General features: G+C 60.3%; 14 protein-coding genes and 1 pseudogene. 6 read left to right on the forward strand and 9 right to left on the reverse strand.

All coding sequences use genetic code 11. From position 1 onward, the window contains the following. The first annotated feature begins 206 nt into the window (after positions 1-206). Genes GFJ39_RS12385 through GFJ39_RS12395 form a run of 3 tightly spaced genes read left to right on the forward strand, consistent with a single transcriptional unit; the run spans position 207 to position 6,206 of the window. Entirely contained in the window at positions 207-3,431 is a 3,225-nt protein-coding gene (locus GFJ39_RS12385) for an efflux RND transporter permease subunit (protein ID WP_153431609.1), read from the forward strand. After that, positions 3,431-4,615, forward strand: a complete 1,185-nt coding sequence (locus GFJ39_RS12390) for an efflux RND transporter periplasmic adaptor subunit (protein ID WP_153431610.1) — start codon at positions 3,431-3,433, stop codon at positions 4,613-4,615. The genes GFJ39_RS12385 and GFJ39_RS12390 overlap by 1 nt, the downstream gene beginning before the upstream one ends. A 1-nt stretch (position 4,616) precedes the next feature. Further along, positions 4,617-6,206 (forward strand): efflux transporter outer membrane subunit, encoded by a 1,590-nt coding sequence (locus GFJ39_RS12395; protein WP_153431611.1) that lies wholly within the window; start codon positions 4,617-4,619, stop codon positions 6,204-6,206. 39 nt (positions 6,207-6,245) lie between these two features. On the opposite strand, the gene GFJ39_RS14620 is transcribed toward GFJ39_RS12395, so the two are convergent. Both GFJ39_RS14620 and GFJ39_RS12400 read right to left on the reverse strand, forming a co-directional pair. After that, positions 6,246-6,455, reverse strand: coding sequence for a helix-turn-helix domain-containing protein (locus GFJ39_RS14620; protein ID WP_325062943.1), 210 nt, complete (start codon positions 6,453-6,455; stop codon positions 6,246-6,248). 74 nt (positions 6,456-6,529) lie between these two features. Continuing rightward, complete coding sequence (locus GFJ39_RS12400; protein WP_325062942.1) at positions 6,530-7,198, reverse strand: AraC family transcriptional regulator; 669 nt, start codon at positions 7,196-7,198, stop codon at positions 6,530-6,532. 109 nt (positions 7,199-7,307) lie between these two features. On the opposite strand from GFJ39_RS12400, the gene GFJ39_RS12405 reads away from it, so the two are divergent. Next, positions 7,308-7,772 (forward strand): nuclear transport factor 2 family protein, encoded by a 465-nt coding sequence (locus tag GFJ39_RS12405; protein WP_153431612.1) that lies wholly within the window; start codon positions 7,308-7,310, stop codon positions 7,770-7,772. A gap of 19 nt (positions 7,773-7,791) precedes the next feature. On the opposite strand, the gene GFJ39_RS12410 is transcribed toward GFJ39_RS12405, so the two are convergent. The 5 genes and pseudogenes from GFJ39_RS12410 to GFJ39_RS12430 all read right to left on the reverse strand — a co-directional run bounded on the left by GFJ39_RS12410 (position 7,792) and on the right by GFJ39_RS12430 (position 11,475). Further along, complete coding sequence (locus GFJ39_RS12410) at positions 7,792-8,682, reverse strand: aldo/keto reductase (protein WP_153431613.1); 891 nt, start codon at positions 8,680-8,682, stop codon at positions 7,792-7,794. Positions 8,683-8,732: 50 nt separating this feature from the next. Beyond that, a pseudogene (gene bdcA, locus GFJ39_RS12415) lies at positions 8,733-9,447 on the reverse strand (SDR family oxidoreductase). Continuing rightward, the gene (locus GFJ39_RS12420) at positions 9,444-9,896 is read right to left on the reverse strand and encodes an SRPBCC family protein (RefSeq protein ID WP_153431614.1); all 453 of its coding nucleotides are present in this window, start codon (positions 9,894-9,896) and stop codon (positions 9,444-9,446) included. Before GFJ39_RS12420 ends, bdcA begins: the two are co-directional and overlap by 4 nt. 20 nt (positions 9,897-9,916) lie before the next feature. After that, the gene (locus GFJ39_RS12425; RefSeq protein ID WP_153431615.1) at positions 9,917-10,678 is read right to left on the reverse strand and encodes an SDR family NAD(P)-dependent oxidoreductase; all 762 of its coding nucleotides are present in this window, start codon (positions 10,676-10,678) and stop codon (positions 9,917-9,919) included. Positions 10,679-10,836: 158 nt separating this feature from the next. After that, complete coding sequence (locus GFJ39_RS12430; protein WP_153431616.1) at positions 10,837-11,475, reverse strand: TetR/AcrR family transcriptional regulator; 639 nt, start codon at positions 11,473-11,475, stop codon at positions 10,837-10,839. Positions 11,476-11,581: 106 nt separating this feature from the next. Here GFJ39_RS12430 and GFJ39_RS12435 point away from each other — a divergent pair, with 106 nt between their 5' ends. Then, positions 11,582-12,814 carry an MFS transporter gene (locus GFJ39_RS12435; RefSeq protein ID WP_153431617.1) on the forward strand — a complete coding sequence of 411 codons (1,233 nt, stop codon included), beginning with the start codon at positions 11,582-11,584 and terminating at the stop codon, positions 12,812-12,814. 87 nt (positions 12,815-12,901) lie between these two features. On the opposite strand, the gene GFJ39_RS12440 is transcribed toward GFJ39_RS12435, so the two are convergent. Continuing rightward, positions 12,902-14,131: an acyl-CoA dehydrogenase family protein gene (locus tag GFJ39_RS12440; protein WP_153431618.1), complete on the reverse strand. Its 1,230-nt coding sequence runs from the start codon at positions 14,129-14,131 to the stop codon at positions 12,902-12,904. Between the two features lie 229 nt (positions 14,132-14,360). Here GFJ39_RS12440 and pgm point away from each other — a divergent pair, with 229 nt between their 5' ends. After that, positions 14,361-16,007, forward strand: a complete 1,647-nt coding sequence (gene pgm, locus GFJ39_RS12445) for a phosphoglucomutase (alpha-D-glucose-1,6-bisphosphate-dependent) (RefSeq protein WP_153431619.1) — start codon at positions 14,361-14,363, stop codon at positions 16,005-16,007. 49 nt (positions 16,008-16,056) lie between these two features. Here pgm and GFJ39_RS12450 read toward each other — a convergent pair. Continuing rightward, positions 16,057-17,013, reverse strand: a 957-nt coding sequence (locus GFJ39_RS12450) for a TonB-dependent receptor domain-containing protein (protein WP_153431620.1), incomplete at its 5' end; no start/stop codon positions are given.

Consider the following 17,013-nt stretch of genomic DNA (forward strand, 5'->3'; position numbering starts at 1 on the left):
CCCCCCCAGCAGATGATGCGGGGAGTGTGGAGGCATGGGTCAAATCTCGATGAAAATTTCCGCCCTACCCGGGTCAGTTCTCAGTGAAAATCAACACGGCAATAGTAAAAAATATTCCATAAATCACGATTTAAAAGACGTTGTATTTCAAGCCCCGTATCTTCCCGCTTTCCCTTCCTTGCTACCTTTGTCGGGGACCGAGCTGAATGAATGCCATTGTCGTCACCGCGCTAAGGCGACCACTTACCTTTGTCGTTCTGTCGATCATGATCGTGCTGCTTGGCGTGATGTCGATTTTCAAGACGCCCACTGACGTCTTCCCGAACATCAAAGTGCCAGTCGTTGCGGTTATCTGGACTTATCCCGGCCTGCTCCCGCAGCAGTTCGCGGGACGTATCACGTACAACTTCGAACTTGCCGTTACCACGACGGTGCAGAACATCGAACATATGGAGTCCAACTCCTATTATGGTCGTTCGATCGTCGACATCTACTTCCAGCCCGGTACCCCAGTGGGCACGGCGGAAGCTGAAGTCTCAGCAATCGCCCAGACCGTGCTCCTCGGACTCCCGCCAAAGGTTCCTGCGCCAATGGTTGTGGCTCTGAACCCGTCGCAGGTTCCTGTCATCGCTCTGCAGATGACCTCAGACAAGCAGACGCCTTCCGATCTCTTCAAGCTCGGCGTCATTCGCGTGCGCCCCCTTCTTGCGACGGTTCCCGGTGCTGTCGTCGCCCATCCCTATGGCGGGATGGACAGCTTCGTCATGGTCTCGCTCAACCAGAAACAGCTCCGTGCCCATCACCTCTCGGCATCCGATGTCCAGGCCGCCCTGACGGCCCAGAATATCGTTCTTCCGGCAGGTGACCAGAAGATCGATGCGACTGACTGGATGGTACAGACCAACGCCACGCCTGAGTCGATGGAAGATATCGCGGCGATTCCGGTAAAGCGTGTGGGGAATGCCGTGATCTATATCCGCGATGTCGCGGATGTATATCGTGGTGGTCATCCGCAGACCAACCTCGTTCTCGTGAAGGGACGTCAGGGTGTCGAAATCATCACACAGAAGGGTGGCACGGCCTCTACACTCGACGTTGTTGCCGCCACCAAGGCGCTTCTCCCGCGTCTGAAGGCCATCCTGCCGCCAGATGTCCACATCTCGATCCTGTCTGACGCCTCCATCATGGTGAAGGACCAGATCAAGGACGTGGTGCAGGAAATGCTCACCGCATCCCTGCTCACCGGCATCGTGGTGCTTCTGTTCCTGGGTTCCTGGCGCTCGACCGTCATCATCGCCACATCCATCCCGCTGGCCATCCTTTGCTCGATCATCGGACTGGGATGGGCGGGTCAGTCGATCAACGTCATGACCCTTGGTGGTCTGGCGCTAGCCGTCGGCATCCTCGTCGATGATGCGACGGTGATGATCGAGAACATCGATACCCATATCGAAATGGGTAAGGACCTCGAAACGGCGATCATCGACGCGGCAAACCAGATCGTCATTGCGACCTTCGTTTCCACGACCTGCATCTGCATCGTATGGCTGCCGCTGTTCGAACTGGATGGTGTTGCAGGCTATCTCTTCATGCCTATGGCCCTCGCCATCATGTTCGCCATGATCGCGTCGTTCATCCTGTCGCGAACCCTCGTTCCGACCATGGCGAAGTACCTGCTCGCCGGCCATGTTCACCATCCCGTCGGAGCTCCGGGTCCAGCAGACGATCCTCATGGTGTGCATGACTCCGCAATCGACATCTCGAACCCTCACGCGACCCAGCGTCCGATAATGGGTTTCTTCAGCCGCTTCCAAAAGGGCTTCGAAGCACGCTTCGCCAGCTTCCGCGAGGGCTATAACGACCTCCTCACGCGCTGCGTGGAGCGTCGTGGCGCGTTTGTCGGCGGGTTCCTAGTTCTTTCCATCGCCTCAATGGGTCTGTATTTTGTAGCCGGCCGAGACTTCTTCCCTGAAGTGAAGTCCGGAGCGCTTCAGATGCACATGCGTGCACCACTCGGAACGCGAATCGAAGTTGCTGGCCGTATTGCGGCCCTGGTCGATGATCGCATCAACCAGCTTCTTCCGGGGAAGGTCGAGAACATCATCTCGAACTGCGGCCTGCCGGAAGGCCCGCATAACCAGGCCTTTATCCCCACACCCAGTGTGGGAACGCAGGATTGCGACCTGACGATCGCTCTTAAGAACGAGGCATCTCCAGTCTGGGACTATCGTGCCCTGCTGCGCAAGGATCTGTCCAAGCGCTTCCCGGGTACGGTCTTCACGTTCCAGCCTGCTGACCTTACGAACAAGATCCTGAACTTCGGGTCGGCTGCTCCGATCGACATTCAGCTTTCCGGCCCGGATGCGATGGAGAATTATAACTATGCCAAGCACCTCATCGGTCTGATCCGTCAGATCCCGGGAACGGCAGACGTCAACATTCAGCAGACGATGTCCACGCCAACCCTGATGGTGAATGGCAACCGGACCTTCAGCCAGGCCACCGGCATCACCGAAGCCGATCTTGCCACCAACGAACTGCTGACGCTTTCGGGCTCGGTCGTCGTCGATCCGCAATTCTGGCTTGACCCGGTTGATAACGTGACGTTCCCGCTCAACGTCTATACATCGCAGGACCAGCTGACCCATCTGTCCGACCTGCTGACCATTCCGGTTGACAAGGGAGACGGGGACCCGAATGACAAGACCCAGCTCATGGGTGCCATTGCCGACGTTGTCGCAACCGGCACTCCGGGTGAAGTCTCGCACTTCAATTCCATGTCCGAGATCGACATTTATGTGAACGTTGAAGGTACGGATATGGGTTCGGTCCTCGATCAGGTTCGCCACGTCGTCGCCAAAGACGCTCATAATCTGCCTCGCTCGACCGCTGTGGATATCCATGGTCAGGCCACAACAATGGCAGGTGCCTACAAGCAGCTGATTATCGGTCTCGCGATCTCGATCGTTCTGATCTATCTGCTGATCGTGGTGAACTTCCAGTCCTGGCTGGACCCGTTCATCATCATCACGGCACTGCCGGGCGCACTCGGCGGTATCGCCTGGGCGCTGTTTCTCACACAGACCCGCCTGTCCGTTCCAGCCCTGACAGGCGCCATCATGTGCATGGGAACCGCAACCGCGAACTCGATCCTCGTGGTGTCCTTTGCGCGTGAACGCATCGAAATCCATGGCGATGCGCTCAGAGCCGCGATCGAAGCCGGTTACGGCCGTATCCGCCCGGTTATCATGACCGCGCTGGCCATGGTCGTGGGTATGATCCCGATGGCAACCTCGAACTCGACCAACGCGCCCCTCGGTCGCGCCGTGATTGGCGGGCTGATCGTCGCCACGATCTCGACACTCCTTTTCGTTCCCTGCGTCTACGCAATTCTCCACAACCGCACATCGCGTCAGAAGGAAACCGCCTGATGGCTACCTCCCCCAAATTCATCGCCGCTGCGGGAGGGTGCCTCCTCGCGCTCTATGTCGGCTATATCGTCGTCGACCGGATTCATGTCTCCTCCGCCCTTGCGACGGAGACGAAGGAGAACGCGCTGCCGGACGTCGCGGTCATCAAGCCGGTTCAGTCACCCAACAAGGTCGCGCTTACGCTGCCGGGGAACATTGATGCCTGGTATCAGGCCCCGATCTATCCTCAGGTCTCGGGCTATGTGAAAATGTGGTACAAGGACTACGGTGCCCGCGTAAAGCAGGGCGACGTTCTGGCCGAGATCAATGCCCCGGCACTGGACGCGCAATATGCACAGGCAAAGGCCGATCTCGCGTCGATCATGGCAAAGTACAACCTGTCCAATGTCACGCTCCAGCGCTGGCAGGCCATGGGCCGCTCACAGTCCGTCTCCGGGCAGTCTGTCTCCGTCGCGCAGGCCGACCAGCAGTCTGCAAAAGCACAGGTTGAAGCTGCCGAGCGGAACGTCGCGCATTTCGAGGCGCTCGAACGCTTCAAGACGATCGTCGCACCCTTCGATGGGATCGTGACGTCCCGTTCCATCAACGTCGGAGATTACGTCCATGATGGTGGTGGCAACCTGAACGCCTCGGGCGCGGCATCCGAGCTCTTCACGGTCGCGGACGTGCATAAACTGCGCCTGTTCGTCTCTGTGCCTGAAGTCTTCCAGTATGTCCTCCAGCCGGACATCATGGCCGACGTCACCGTGCCACAGTTCAAGGACCGCAAGTTCAAGGCGAACTTCCTGACGACCGCGCGCGGATATGATCCGAACACCCGAACCTCCACCACGGAGTTCGAGATGGACAATCCGAACGAAGTCCTGTGGCCAGGGACATTCGCGTCGGTGGAACTCAAGGCGAACAACGAAAACGCCCATCTTTACGAAGTCCCCACGAGTGCTCTGGTCTTTCAGGAGAAGGGTATGCAACTCGCGGTGGTCCGGGACGACAATACCGTCCATTTCCAGAACGTGGTTGTCGGACGCATGGCCGATACGGCAACGGAAATTCAGGCTGGCATTGGCCCGAACGACCGCGTGATCGCCAACCCGCCTGCGGATGTGCTTGAAGGCGACAAGGTCAACGTGACCGTGCCGCAGCGCGGCTACAACCAGTCCGGCTTTGGGAAAGAGAGCGAGTAAGATGATTTCATCCCTCTCCCGCCTCCGCCGCACCAGTCTGGTCTGCGGCACCGCTCTGTCGCTACTCGGTCTGTCCGCGTGCGATCTGGCGCCGGGCTACAAGGCCCCCAATCTCGTCGTCCCTGCTTCATGGCAGGGACAGGCGCCATTTGCTGTGGCCATCCCCGCGGATACGGCACTCCCCACCAACTGGTGGACCATGTTTCAGGACCCACTTCTGAACGATCTTGAAGCCCGCGCGACCTCGGATAACGGCGACATCCAGGCCGCCGCCGAGCGCTTCATTCAGGCGCGCGCCCTTGTCGTGGCTGCACGTTCGGAACTGCTTCCGCATGTCAGTCTTGAAGCCGGGGCTTCGGACAACAAGCAGTCCGCTGACCGCCTGTTCCGCAACGGTGCGACCCTGACCCAGACCGAAGAGGAATACGGCGGTCTGGCATCATGGGAACCTGACTTCTGGTCGTCCATCCGCAACCGCGTGCGGGCGCAGAAGCAGTTCGCCCAGCAGCGCGCGGCCGATTTCGCCATGGCGCGCCTGAGCACGCAGGCCGAACTGGCCCGGGACTATATCCAGTTGCGCGGTTATGACGCGCAGGATGCGATCTATAACCAGTCCATCAGCTATTACGAACGCGCCGTCCGCATCACGGAAAACCAGGTGGAAAACCAGGCAGCCCCCCGCCTTGATCTGGCACGGGCGCAGGCGCAGCTCTACACCACGCAGGCGGCCCGTCTGGACATTCAGGCGGCACGGCAGGTTACGGAACATGCCATCGCTGTGCTGACCAACACCTCGCCTTCAAGTTTCCATATTCCTGCGCGCCCGGAACTTGGCTTGGCCCAGCCCGTGATCCCGACTGACGTTCCCTCAACTCTGCTTCAGCGTCGTCCGGACATTGCATCATCCGAGCGCGAGATGGCGCAGGCCAACCGGGAGATCGGCATCGCCCGTGCAGCGTTCTATCCGCATATCGCGCTGAAGCTGAACGGGGGCTTCGCGGCCAATGGATTCGATCTGGCCAATCTTGCCAACTCGCTGTGGACCTATGGCGCGACGCTCGACATGCCGCTCTTTGATGGCGGACTGCGCCGGGCGGAGCTTCAGAGAACATGGTCGGCCTATCGCGAAACGCGCGACAACTATCGCATGAAAGTTCTGTCGGCCTTCCGCGAAGTGGAAGACGGACTGTCCCTGACCGAACGTCTGACCAGGGAAAACGCAGCGCTGGAACAGGCGGTCAAAGCCAATCTTTCCACGCAGAACATGACCATGACACTCTATCAGGGCGGCGTTGGAACCTATCTTGAGGCCATCATCAGCCAGGAAAACACGCTGGCAAGCCGCATCCATCAGGTCGAGGTTGCAACGCGGCTGTATCACGCGGATGTGGACCTGATCCGCAGCCTCGGTGGCGGCTGGAACGTGAAGGACCTGCCGACCATGGACCAGACCCTCTCGATTACTCCTCTGCAATACGATCACCTGCATCATCCAAAACCTGCTGGAGACGTCACGGCATCCCAGCATCCGGAACAGTTCGAAAACCTGACGCTCCCCGCCGGGACCTCCGGTTTTCAGCCCCGGAACTAGGGTTGGCCAATCCCGGACTGTGCGCAGCCTTGGGGTGGTTCAGCCTGGGCTGTCCGCGGCATTCCGCCGGACAGCCTGAGGCGGCTGGTGAAACTCGCGCAGGAAGGCGCGGCGCATCCGCTCGGGATCATGAAAGCCGGTCATGACGGCGATGGTTTCGATGGGAAGCGTGGATCGCTCGACCCGCTCGCGCGCGGCTTCCAGACGCAGGCGTTCGACCGCTCTGGCGGGACTTAGCCCTACGGACATCCGAAAACTGCGTGAAAAGTTCCGGGGACTCATGCCCACCTGACTGGCAAGGACGTCCACGGTCAGGCGCTGTTTCAGGTTTGACCGGATCCACCCCAGAAGCTCGCCAAAGCGTTCCTGAGTGCTTTCCATCGCAAGGAGAGCCGAGAACTGGACTGGCCGCCGGGGCGATGATAGAACACCACCATCTGCTGCGCCGTACGACGCCCGATCTCCGCCCCGAGATCTTCGCTCACCAGCGCCAGCGCCATATCAATACCTGCGCTGATGCCAGCCGACGTCCAGACCGGACCATCCTGGACATGAATGGCATCTGCCGAGACCCTGATGCCGGGAAACCGTGCTTTCAGGGCTCCGGCCTGTTCCCAATGCGTGGTTGCCCGACGTCCATCAAGCAGCCCGGCCGCCGCCAGCAGGAAAGCGCCCGTACACACACTACAGATCCGCCGTGCCGTGCCAGAGTGGTAGCGTATAAAACCCTGCAACTCCGGGCAGTCCATGGCCGTTGCATGACCCTTGCCCCCAACAACGAGGAACGTGTCAAAAGTCCCCGCCTTCGCGAGCGGGGCGGTTTCGAGCGTCATGCCTGAAGAAGACCGGACCAGCCCGCCATGCCGGGAGACGGCTGTCGTCTCATACGCAGCCTCCCCCAGCGTCCCGGCGATTTCGAAAGTCGCGGTAACTCCTGCGGCATCGAGCAGTTGAAAGTCGGGATAAAGCAGGAGACCGATCCGTATGGGCATGGCCCGAAATGAGGGATCATTGTCCTTTCGTCAAATGCTTTTGTGAAAAACACTGGCAGGCACCGGGTCAGCCCGTGATCCATTCCCGAACCAGAGGCGGAATTTCCCAATGTCCCGACTCCCTTTCCCTCCCTTCAATGCCGAAACCGCTGTCCAGAAGGTCCGTCTCGCGGAAGATGCCTGGAATGGCCAGGACCCTGAAAAAGTGTCGCTGGCCTATACGCCGGACAGCCAGTGGCGCAATCGCTCGGACTTCATCCGGGGGCGGGCAGAAATTATGACGTTCCTGACGCGGAAATGGCAGCGAGAGCAGGAGTATCGACTCATCAAGGAACTCTGGGCGTTTCAGGACAACCGGATCGCGGTCCGCTTCGCGTATGAATGGCGGGATGCGTCCGGGCAGTGGTTCAGGTCCCATGGAAACGAGAACTGGGAGTTCGATGAAAAGGGGCTGATGCGTTACCGCGCCGCATCCATCAACGATCAACCCATTTCAGCCACCGACCGCCTGTTCCACTGGCCTGAAGGACGACGCCCGAACAGCCATCCCGGCCTTTCGGCGCTGGGACTTTGACTGTTCGGGAATAGTCTCCCTACGGCGCTGCCTGAAACGCCTTGCGGCCTTCGGCATCCAGAGCCGCAAAGTCTTCGTCGGAGAGGGTGATGCCCGCAGCGGCGACATTCTGCTCAAGATGCGCGACTTTGGAGGTTCCCGGGATCGGCAGCATCACCTTGCTGCGCTTCAGGACCCAGGCCAGGGCGATCTGGCCCGGGTGAGCGCCGTATTCTGTCGCCATGGTGTCCAAAATCGATCCCGGCTTCGCGAGGTCGCCGGCGGCGAGCGGGAACCACGGAATGAAGCCGACGTTCTGCGCCGTGCAGTAGTCGAGTACGGCCTCGCTGGTGCGGTCGACCAGATTATAGCGGTTCTGGACGGTCGCCACGTCAAAGAACTTCGATGCCGCTTTGATCTCTTCTACGGAGACCTCGCTCAGTCCCGCGTGGCGGACCAGTCCCTGATCGATGAAGGACCGGACCGCCTCGAACTGCTCATCCGCCGGGACTTTGGGATCGATCCGGTGCAACTGCCACAGATCGATCTGCTCGACGCCGAGATTCCGCAGACTTTTATGCACCTGCTGAAGCAGATATTCCGGCCGGCCGACCGGCTTCCAGATGTCTGGCCCCGACCGGGTCAGGCCGCCCTTCGTGGCGATCACGAGCCCCTTGGGATAGGGGTGAAGCGCCTCTTTAATCAGCCATTCCGAAACATCCGGCCCGTAGGCGTCCGACGTGTCGATGAAGTTGACGCCGAGTTCGGGAAGGCGCTTCAGCGTGCGGATGGCCTCGTCGTGATCGGCGGGCGGTCCCCATATGCCTTTGCCCGTGATGCGCATGGCACCGAAACCGAGCCGATGAACGGCGAGATCGCCGCCGATCGTGAAGGTGCCGGAACTGGCAGCGTTGGGAGATGAATGGGCCATGGTTTCTGTTCCTGTTTTCCAGCGGGTGGTTAAGGGATCAATCCATTGCGTCAGGCCGCGAAGCCGCCATCAATGTTGTACGCAGCGCCCGTGATGATGCCGGCCTCTGGTCCGGAAAGATACGCGACCAGCCCCGCAATCTCCGCGCCCGTGGCATGGCGTTTTGATCGCCATGAAGTCGTGCATCACGTCTTTCAGCGGTCCATCGGCAGGGTTCATGTCTGTATCAGTGGGGCCGGGCTGGACGACATTGACGGTGATGCCACGCGCTCCGAAATCACGCGCCAGTCCTTTGACCATGCCTTTCAGTGCGGCCTTGCTGGCGCTGTAGGCTGCAAGGCCAGTCATCGGCATACGGTCGGCATTGGCGGACCCGATGAAGATGATGCGGCCCCCGTCGGGCATGGTCCGGGCAGCGGCAATGGCGGCATGGTAAGGCGCATGGATGTTGATACGAAACAGCCGGTCGATGTCATCCGGGGGGATCTCCAGCGGATCGCCCGCACCAAGAATGCCGGAATTGACGACCAGAACATCGAGCGGACCAAGTGAGCCGATCAGCGCGATGAGAGCGTCACGGTCGCCACTATCGGCACGCAGGGCCTCGCTTCCGGTCTCGGCCGCCAGAACTTCGGCATCGTCCGGGGAAGACAGATACGTGAACAGGACTTTCGCGCCATCCGAAGCGAAACGGCGCACGATGGCGGCCCCGATCCCACGACTGCCGCCAAGCACGAGAACGGATTTACCCTCAAAACCGCTCATGACTGCGTCTCCAGCGAGGCCAGAATTTCTGCCACTCTGTCGAAAGCGGGCTGATAGATCTCTGTCGGCATCCGGGCCTCCATACTGGCGGCATGTTCGACGGGCGCCGAGAACTGCCCCCGCCACTGAATGAACGTGCGGTCACCATCCGTTATGGGAAGAAGGCTGATCGTCGACCGATAGTTCCAAATCGGCAGGGCAGATTCAATAATCGAGAACGTCACCGCATGATCCACATCGGACAATGCGAGAAGCTGTTCCCGGATCACACCAACGTCGCCCATTTCAAGACGGCGGATCGCGCCCACCCGGTCGCCGGCTTCATCGCCCTCGATCACGCAGATTTTCACACCCGGCAACCAGTTTCCGATGGAGCCGAAATCGCGGATCAGCCCCCAGACGGCGGGAACAGGGGCATAAAGGACGCTGCTGGCCATCACATGGATCATGTTCTTTCTCCCTTGCCCGATCAGAGCGATTGACCGCCGGTGATCTCGATACGCTGACCATTCACCCACCGCATGTCGTCAGACAGAAGGGCCCGGACCGCGGCTCCGATATCATCGGGTTGCCCGACACGCCCCAGCGGCGTGATCTCGGCCAGACTCTTGTTGATCGCCGCGTCGTCACGAACCAGGCCGCCGCCGAAATCGGACGCAACAGCGCCCGGCGCCACCGCGTTGACGGTAATGCCACGCTCGCCCAGTTCCTTCGCCATATAGAGCGAAATGACCTCCGTGGCCGCCTTCATGGCCGAATAGGGACCATGATCCGTTAGATAAAAACGGGTCGCGGCGGATGTGATGTTGAGAATGCGCCCGCCATCGGCAATCAGCGGCAGAAGCGCCACCGTCAGGAGATACGGTCCCTTGAAGTGGATGTTATACTGGTTGTCGAGCTGCTCGGACGTCGCGGTATCGAAGCGGGTGTGAATGATGTTGCCCGCGTTCTGCACCACATAACGCAGCGTCTGCTGTCCGAACTCACGGGCGAGAAGCGCTTCGACCTGCCCGGCAAACGCCGAGAACGACGCATGGTCCGCAATATCCAGCCGAAGCATCCGCAGTTTCGCACTCTCACCGCCCAGCGCGGCTTCAGCCGCTTTCGCCTCGTCTTCATTGGCGTGATAGGTGCCGATCACGTCGATGCCAGAGGCGATCAGATGCTTGGCGATACTGTATCCGATGCCACGATTGGCCCCCGTGACGAAGGCAATGTCCTGTCTGCTCATAACCGGATTCCCTGGCCGAGTGCGGCGATATGTTCCGGAACTTAATTTCCGTATCATTCGGTCCACAATAGACACGCAGGACAGCGTCAAGGAATTACGGATCATACGATACGGAAATTGAGTTCCGGAAGTCCGACACCTGCCATTGCCGCAATGCGTCAGGGACTTTTCGGGTGTTTCCCTGTTTCGGACACCACGGCACTGGCATCCCACAGCGTCAGGAGAGAGGTGATAGCCGTATCCAGATTTTCCGACGTCGCTCCGTCCCGGGCTTCACAGGTCATGCCATGAAAAAAGGTGGTAAAAATATCGGGCAGCACCTGTGTTGCCGCGCAATTCCGCAACTCCCCACTGGCAATGGCGCGTTTCACGCAGGCCCTGAATCCGGCCCGCGTCCGCTGCCGCTCGTCGGCGAGCAGGGCCTGGACGGGTTCGTTTTCGGGCGAGCAGTTGCTGGCGCCGGACACGACCAGACAGCCGCAGGGATGCGTCCGGGTCGACTGCATGCGCGCCGAACCGCGCAACGTCCGTTCGATCGCATCACGTGGCGGCAGGCTTTCATCCCATAAGGGGGCCATGACCTGACCATACGTTGCCAGATAGCGCTCAACGACTTCGCGGAACAGAGCTTCCTTGGAGCCGAACGCGGCATAGAAACTCGCAGGCGAAATATTCCCCATGCAGGATTTGAGCTGCGTCAGGGAGGTCGGTTCGTAGCCCTGCGACCAGAACAACGCCATGGCGGCGTCAATCGCCCTATCCCTGTCAAATTCGCGAGGACGTCCTGTTCGCGCCATACTGCCGCTCCTTCCGAAAAGACTTCCATATTAAGTGATCCAGAAGTTATTGCCAAGATTTTGCGGCTCTCATATATGTATCAAACGATCTATATATGAGAGCCGCATGACCCCCGAGACGACATCTCCCTGCAGGACCCCGAATGACGGGCTGCCTGTCGCCGGCCTGCTCGCACTGGCCATGACCGGCTTCATCTGCATCATGACCGAAACCCTCCCCGCCGGTCTGCTGCCCCAGATCGGGGCCGGGCTACACGTCTCCCCGGCGCTGGCAGGACAGATGGTCACGGCTTATGCCGTGGGCTCGCTGAGTGCCGCGATCCCCCTGACGCTCGCCACGCAGCGATGGCGGCGAAGGCGGGTGCTGCTGCTGGCCATCATCGGCTTTGTGCTCTTCAATTCCGTCACGGCATTTTCGGCGCATTACGGTCTGACCCTTGTGGCCCGCTATGGCGCCGGTGCGGCCGCCGGGCTCGCCTGGGCCCTGCTGGCGGGCTATGCGCGCCGGATGGTGACACGCTCCCGGCAGGGACGCGCCCTGGCCATCGCCATGGTCGGCACGCCAATCGCACTCTCGCTGGGCGTCCCGGCGGGAACATGGCTGGGCGCGGCCGTGGGATGGAGACTGGCCTTCGGGGTCATGTCGGCCTCGACGTTGCTGCTGATCCTCTGGGTTCTGGCGAAAGTGCCTGACTTTCCGGGTGCCGCGCATCATGAGCGCCTGCCGTTCGGGCATGTCCTGCGAAAGCCGGGTGTGCGGTCAGTCCTGGGCGTCGTGATGGCCTGGATGCTCGCGCATAATGTGCTCTACACCTATATCGTGCCGTTCATCACTCCCGCCGGACTGGCAGGACAGGCCGATCGCATCCTGCTGCTTTTCGGTCTCGCCGCCCTTGCCGGCATCTGGCTGACAAGCCGCACGGTCGATCACGCCCTGCGTCTCTCCGTTCTGGCCAGTCTCGCAATTTTCGCCGCTGTCGCAGGTGTGTTTGCCATTGGGGCCGCATCGCCTGCGGTGATCCTGATCGGTGTTGCGATATGGGGCCTGACATTCGGCGGGGCCGCGACGTTGCTCCAGACGGCCCTCGCTGACGCAGCCGGTGATGGCGCGGATGTCGCCCTGTCGATGAATGTCGTCGCATGGAACAGCGCCATCGCGGGCGGCGGCCTGCTGGGCGGGATCATGCTGGATCTCTGGGGAGCGGCCTCGTTCCCCTGGGCCGTGGCAGCGCTCGCCACCGTCGGTTTCCTGGTCACATGGCAGGCCCGCACGCACGGTTTTCCCTCAGGCCACCGCCTCGAACAGAGGCAGACATACGAGAAAAATGGCACGGCTTGAGTCGTATTGACAGACGACCCACGAGCCTTCTTCTCCGCCATTGCACCGCACTGCTGCTTTCAAAAAAGTCGCCCGGAACAGCCTTTCCTACTGGTACAGGCCCGGTGCGGGGTTCCAGCCGGTCAGGAGGTGGCGGCCGATTTCTTCGTGTTTCCATTCCACGGGATCGTGCAGCGAGAGTGTCCGTGCGTCGCGCCAGTAGCGGTCGAACCCATACGTCGCATCCGTGACGCGCGCGCCGAGTGCGGACATGAGATCTGATCCTGCCCGCAGGGAGGCCCGGGATGCCGAAGAGCGCGCGGCGTAGACGGGGATGGCCACATCCGTCCGCGAGCAGCCGCCACGCTCGAAAACATCCAGCAGTCCGGCTGCTATCCGCGCACTCGCGCAGGCCGCAGCCAGTTCCGCGCCGATCTCTCCGAACAGGCGACGGACCAGAAGATCATCCGCCGCTTCATTCACCCCGGCAGACGCCCAGGGACGGCTGTGTTCGCGCACGAAGGCCGCCGCCGCCGCCAGCGCGGCCAGCCCGATCCCTACGAGAATCATCGAAAATCCGTTCTGATAGCGCAGGGAGGCATGGACCTGCGGCACGGAGTGTGTGGTCAGTACCGACCATTCCGGTCTGGTCTGGACACGCTCCAGAACGACGCTGCCGGACTCCGTTGCCCGCTGTCCCAGCCGGTTCCAGTCTTCCTCGAAGCTTACGCCCGGCGTTCCGGCGGGCAGCAGGTCCAGCCGCATCGTCTGCGCGACTACGTCATAGGACGACACCAGCAGCAGGTCCGCGCCCACGGCCCCTGTCGCATAGATCTTGCGGCCGTCGATGAGGTGCCCTTCGCCTTCGGGTCGCGATACGACATGCCCGAAATCGACCGCCCGCTTTCCGTTCTCCGCCAGCGCCATGCCGATCATGACCTGATCCGCACAGATCCGCTCCGCCAGATGGCGGCACATTTCCGGCGTGGCCACGGACAGCAGTTCCCGCACCGCGTCGTCATGCACCTTGTAAATCTGCGCCACGGACGGGTCCGCCATGCCGAGTTCCAGAAAAATCTCCTGCGAGAGCGCCTGGGACAGGCCGAGGCCGCCGAGCGCCACGGGCAGAGGCGCTTTCATCAGACCGCAGTTTTTCAGCGCCTGAATGGAGGCGCGCGGATAGCGTCCGAGCCGGTCGTTTTCCGCAGCGCGGGGGGTAACTTCGGATCGGATCACGTCTCTGAGGGTTCGGAAAAACGCTTCCAGAGCGGGCGGAACGGAGCAGACCGGCACAAGACTGCGCAGTCCGCCAAAAACATTCCCACAGGAGTGTCGCATCAGTCCGTCTCCGCTTCTGGCTGTTTCGCCGGGCCATCATGCACCCTGCATGGCGTCCGTTCCAGCCGGGCGGATCGCGGTGCAATCTTCACAGAACTGACGCGCCTCTCTGGACATCGACCCGGATACAAGTTTTCCTGCCCGAACGACGCGCCCCAACCGGGCGTTCATGCGTTACGGCCGTTAACCGACGGCAATGCCCAATGGCGAATGCAAGGATTCTGAAGCAATGGCCCATCTCAGCCCCCTGGCCGGCAAAACGCTTTCCCCCGACCAGTTGACCGACATTCCCGCCCTGATCGCGGCTTATTATGATCGCAAGCCCGACCCTTCGATTGCCACCCAGCGCGTTTCGTTCGGCACTTCCGGCCACCGGGGCTCTTCGTTCCATACCAGCTTCAATGAAAACCATATCCTCGCCATCTGCGAAGCCATCTGCCGCCATCGCAAGGCCGAAGGCATCGACGGCCCGCTCTTCATCGGCATGGACAGCCACGCCCTGTCCGGCCCGGCGCAGAAATCCGCCATCGAGGTGTTCGCGGCTCACGGGATCGACGCCCGGATTGACGAAAATGGCGGCTACACGCCGACCCCCGTCATTTCCCATGCCATTCTGACCTACAACAAGGGCCGTACCACGGGTCTGGCCGATGGTGTGGTCATCACGCCGTCGCATAATCCGCCGTCCGATGGCGGGTTCAAATACAATCCGACCAATGGTGGCCCGGCCGATACGGCCATCACCAAAGCCATTCAGGACATGGCCAATGACTTCCTCGCCAACGGTCTGAAGGACGTCAAACGCCTGCCTTACGAGCAGGCGCGGCAGGAAGCCTGCATCAAGGGCTACGATTTCATCACGCCTTATGTGAATGATCTGGACTCCGTGATCGACATGAAGGCGATCCGCGACGCCGGCGTGAAGATCGGCATTGATCCGCTGGGCGGGGCTGCCGTGGCTTACTGGAAGCCCATCATTGATCGCTATGGCCTGAATGCCACCGTCATCAGCGACGTGGTGGACCCGACCTTCTCCTTCATGACCGCCGACTGGGACGGACAGATCCGCATGGACTGCTCTTCGCCTTATGCCATGGCGCGTCTGATCAAGATGGGAGACCGTTTCGACGTTGCTTTCGCCAATGACACCGACGCCGACCGCCACGGCATCGTCGCCATGCCCGACGGGCTGATGAACCCGAACCATTATCTTGCGGTGGCGATTTCCTACCTGTTCCGGAACCGTCCGGACTGGAGCCCGGAACTGGGTGTTGGCAAGACGCTCGTCAGCAGCGGACTGATTGACCGCGTGGCGAAAGACATGGGCCGCAAGCTCGTTGAAGTACCGGTCGGGCTGAAATGGTTCGTCCCGGGCCTGATGGATGGCTCGCTGGGTTTTGGCGGTGAGGAAAGCGCAGGCGCGACCTTCCTGCGTCGGGACGGCACCGTCTGGACCACCGACAAGGACGGGCTCATCCTGGGTCTGCTGGCGGCGGAAATCACGGCCAGGACCGGCAAGAACCCGAGCGCCCATTATCATGAAATCATCGCCCGTCTCGGCACGCCCTATTACGAGCGCATCGATGCCGCCGCCAATCCGGAACAGAAGGCCAGGCTCAGCAAACTCACGCCCGAACAGTTCCCGCTGGAGACCCTGGCGGGAGACAGGATCATCAGCAAGCTGACCCGTGCGCCGGGCAATGATGCGCCGATCGGCGGGCTGAAGGTCGTGACCGAGAATGGCTGGTTCGCCGCCCGCCCGTCCGGCACGGAAGATGTCTACAAGATCTATGCCGAGAGCTTCGTCAGCGAGGAACATCTGCGCGCGATCCAGCAGGAAGCGCAGGACGCCATCTCCAAGGTTTTTGCCGCCTGAATTACACTACCCCCAGAATTTATTCTGGGGGTAGTGCGGGACCGCGTCGTCAGTTGTAAACCAATTCAAAATAAATACTGCGGCCGTAGTCTTCTTTCGCTTCCAGCCGATTGAGGTGTTCGCCGTAATACATACGTGTATGTGATCCGGCCAGGTTGTAGACTTCGTATTTCAGGCACAAACTGTCCGTAATATCGTTCCAGGCCCCGATATCCAGACTGGGCTGCGAGCCGTAACCATACATCTGCGTCGGATCATCGTTAAGACCTTCAAGATATTTCGCAGAATACGAGAACGACGCTTTGACCGCACCACGGATCTGCGGGATGTGCCATGTCACGCTGCCGTTGAAAACGTACGAAGGCTGCTCGGTCAACTGCTTCAGTTTGTAAGAAACATTGACACCCTTGTAGGTCATCCGCCCGCGCATCCAGGTTCCGCTGGCATTGATATCAAAAGACTGTCTCCACGGCCCTCTGATACTTTTATCCACCACCGAAACCTCCACCCCCATCAGAGACGAGTTATTGGCATTGCGCGGCTGCGTCACATAAGTGAGTTCATCATTGATCAGTTCAGTCGATCGTGTGGTATAGATGTCGTGCTTAATCATTTTGTCGAAGTAAGCGACACTGAAGACGCCTCTTCCACGATTGAAGAATTTATCGAGAGAAATATCGAAATTCTGCGCCTTACGCGGCATCAGATTAGGATTTCCCCGTGACAGAGAGCAGTTGACGTCTCCGGGCTGGGTATTCTGGGAATCACTACAGCTGTATTGTGCGGCCTGCGCAAGATCCGTCGGCTGAGGGCGGCCAACCGACTGACTGTAGACGGCATGAAGAATCAGATTCTTGGGAAACTCATGTACGAACGTTACGGAAGGGAGCGGATTGATGTAGCCACCCCGGCTTTTATCAATTTTCCCTGTCGGGTTCGACGAACTGTCGGTACCCGGAATAAAGGCATTGAAATTCACCGCATCAGCACGGACACCAGCTATGAT

The organism is Gluconobacter aidae, from assembly GCF_009547075.1.
GTDB classification, from domain to species: Bacteria; Pseudomonadota; Alphaproteobacteria; order Acetobacterales; family Acetobacteraceae; genus Gluconobacter; species Gluconobacter aidae.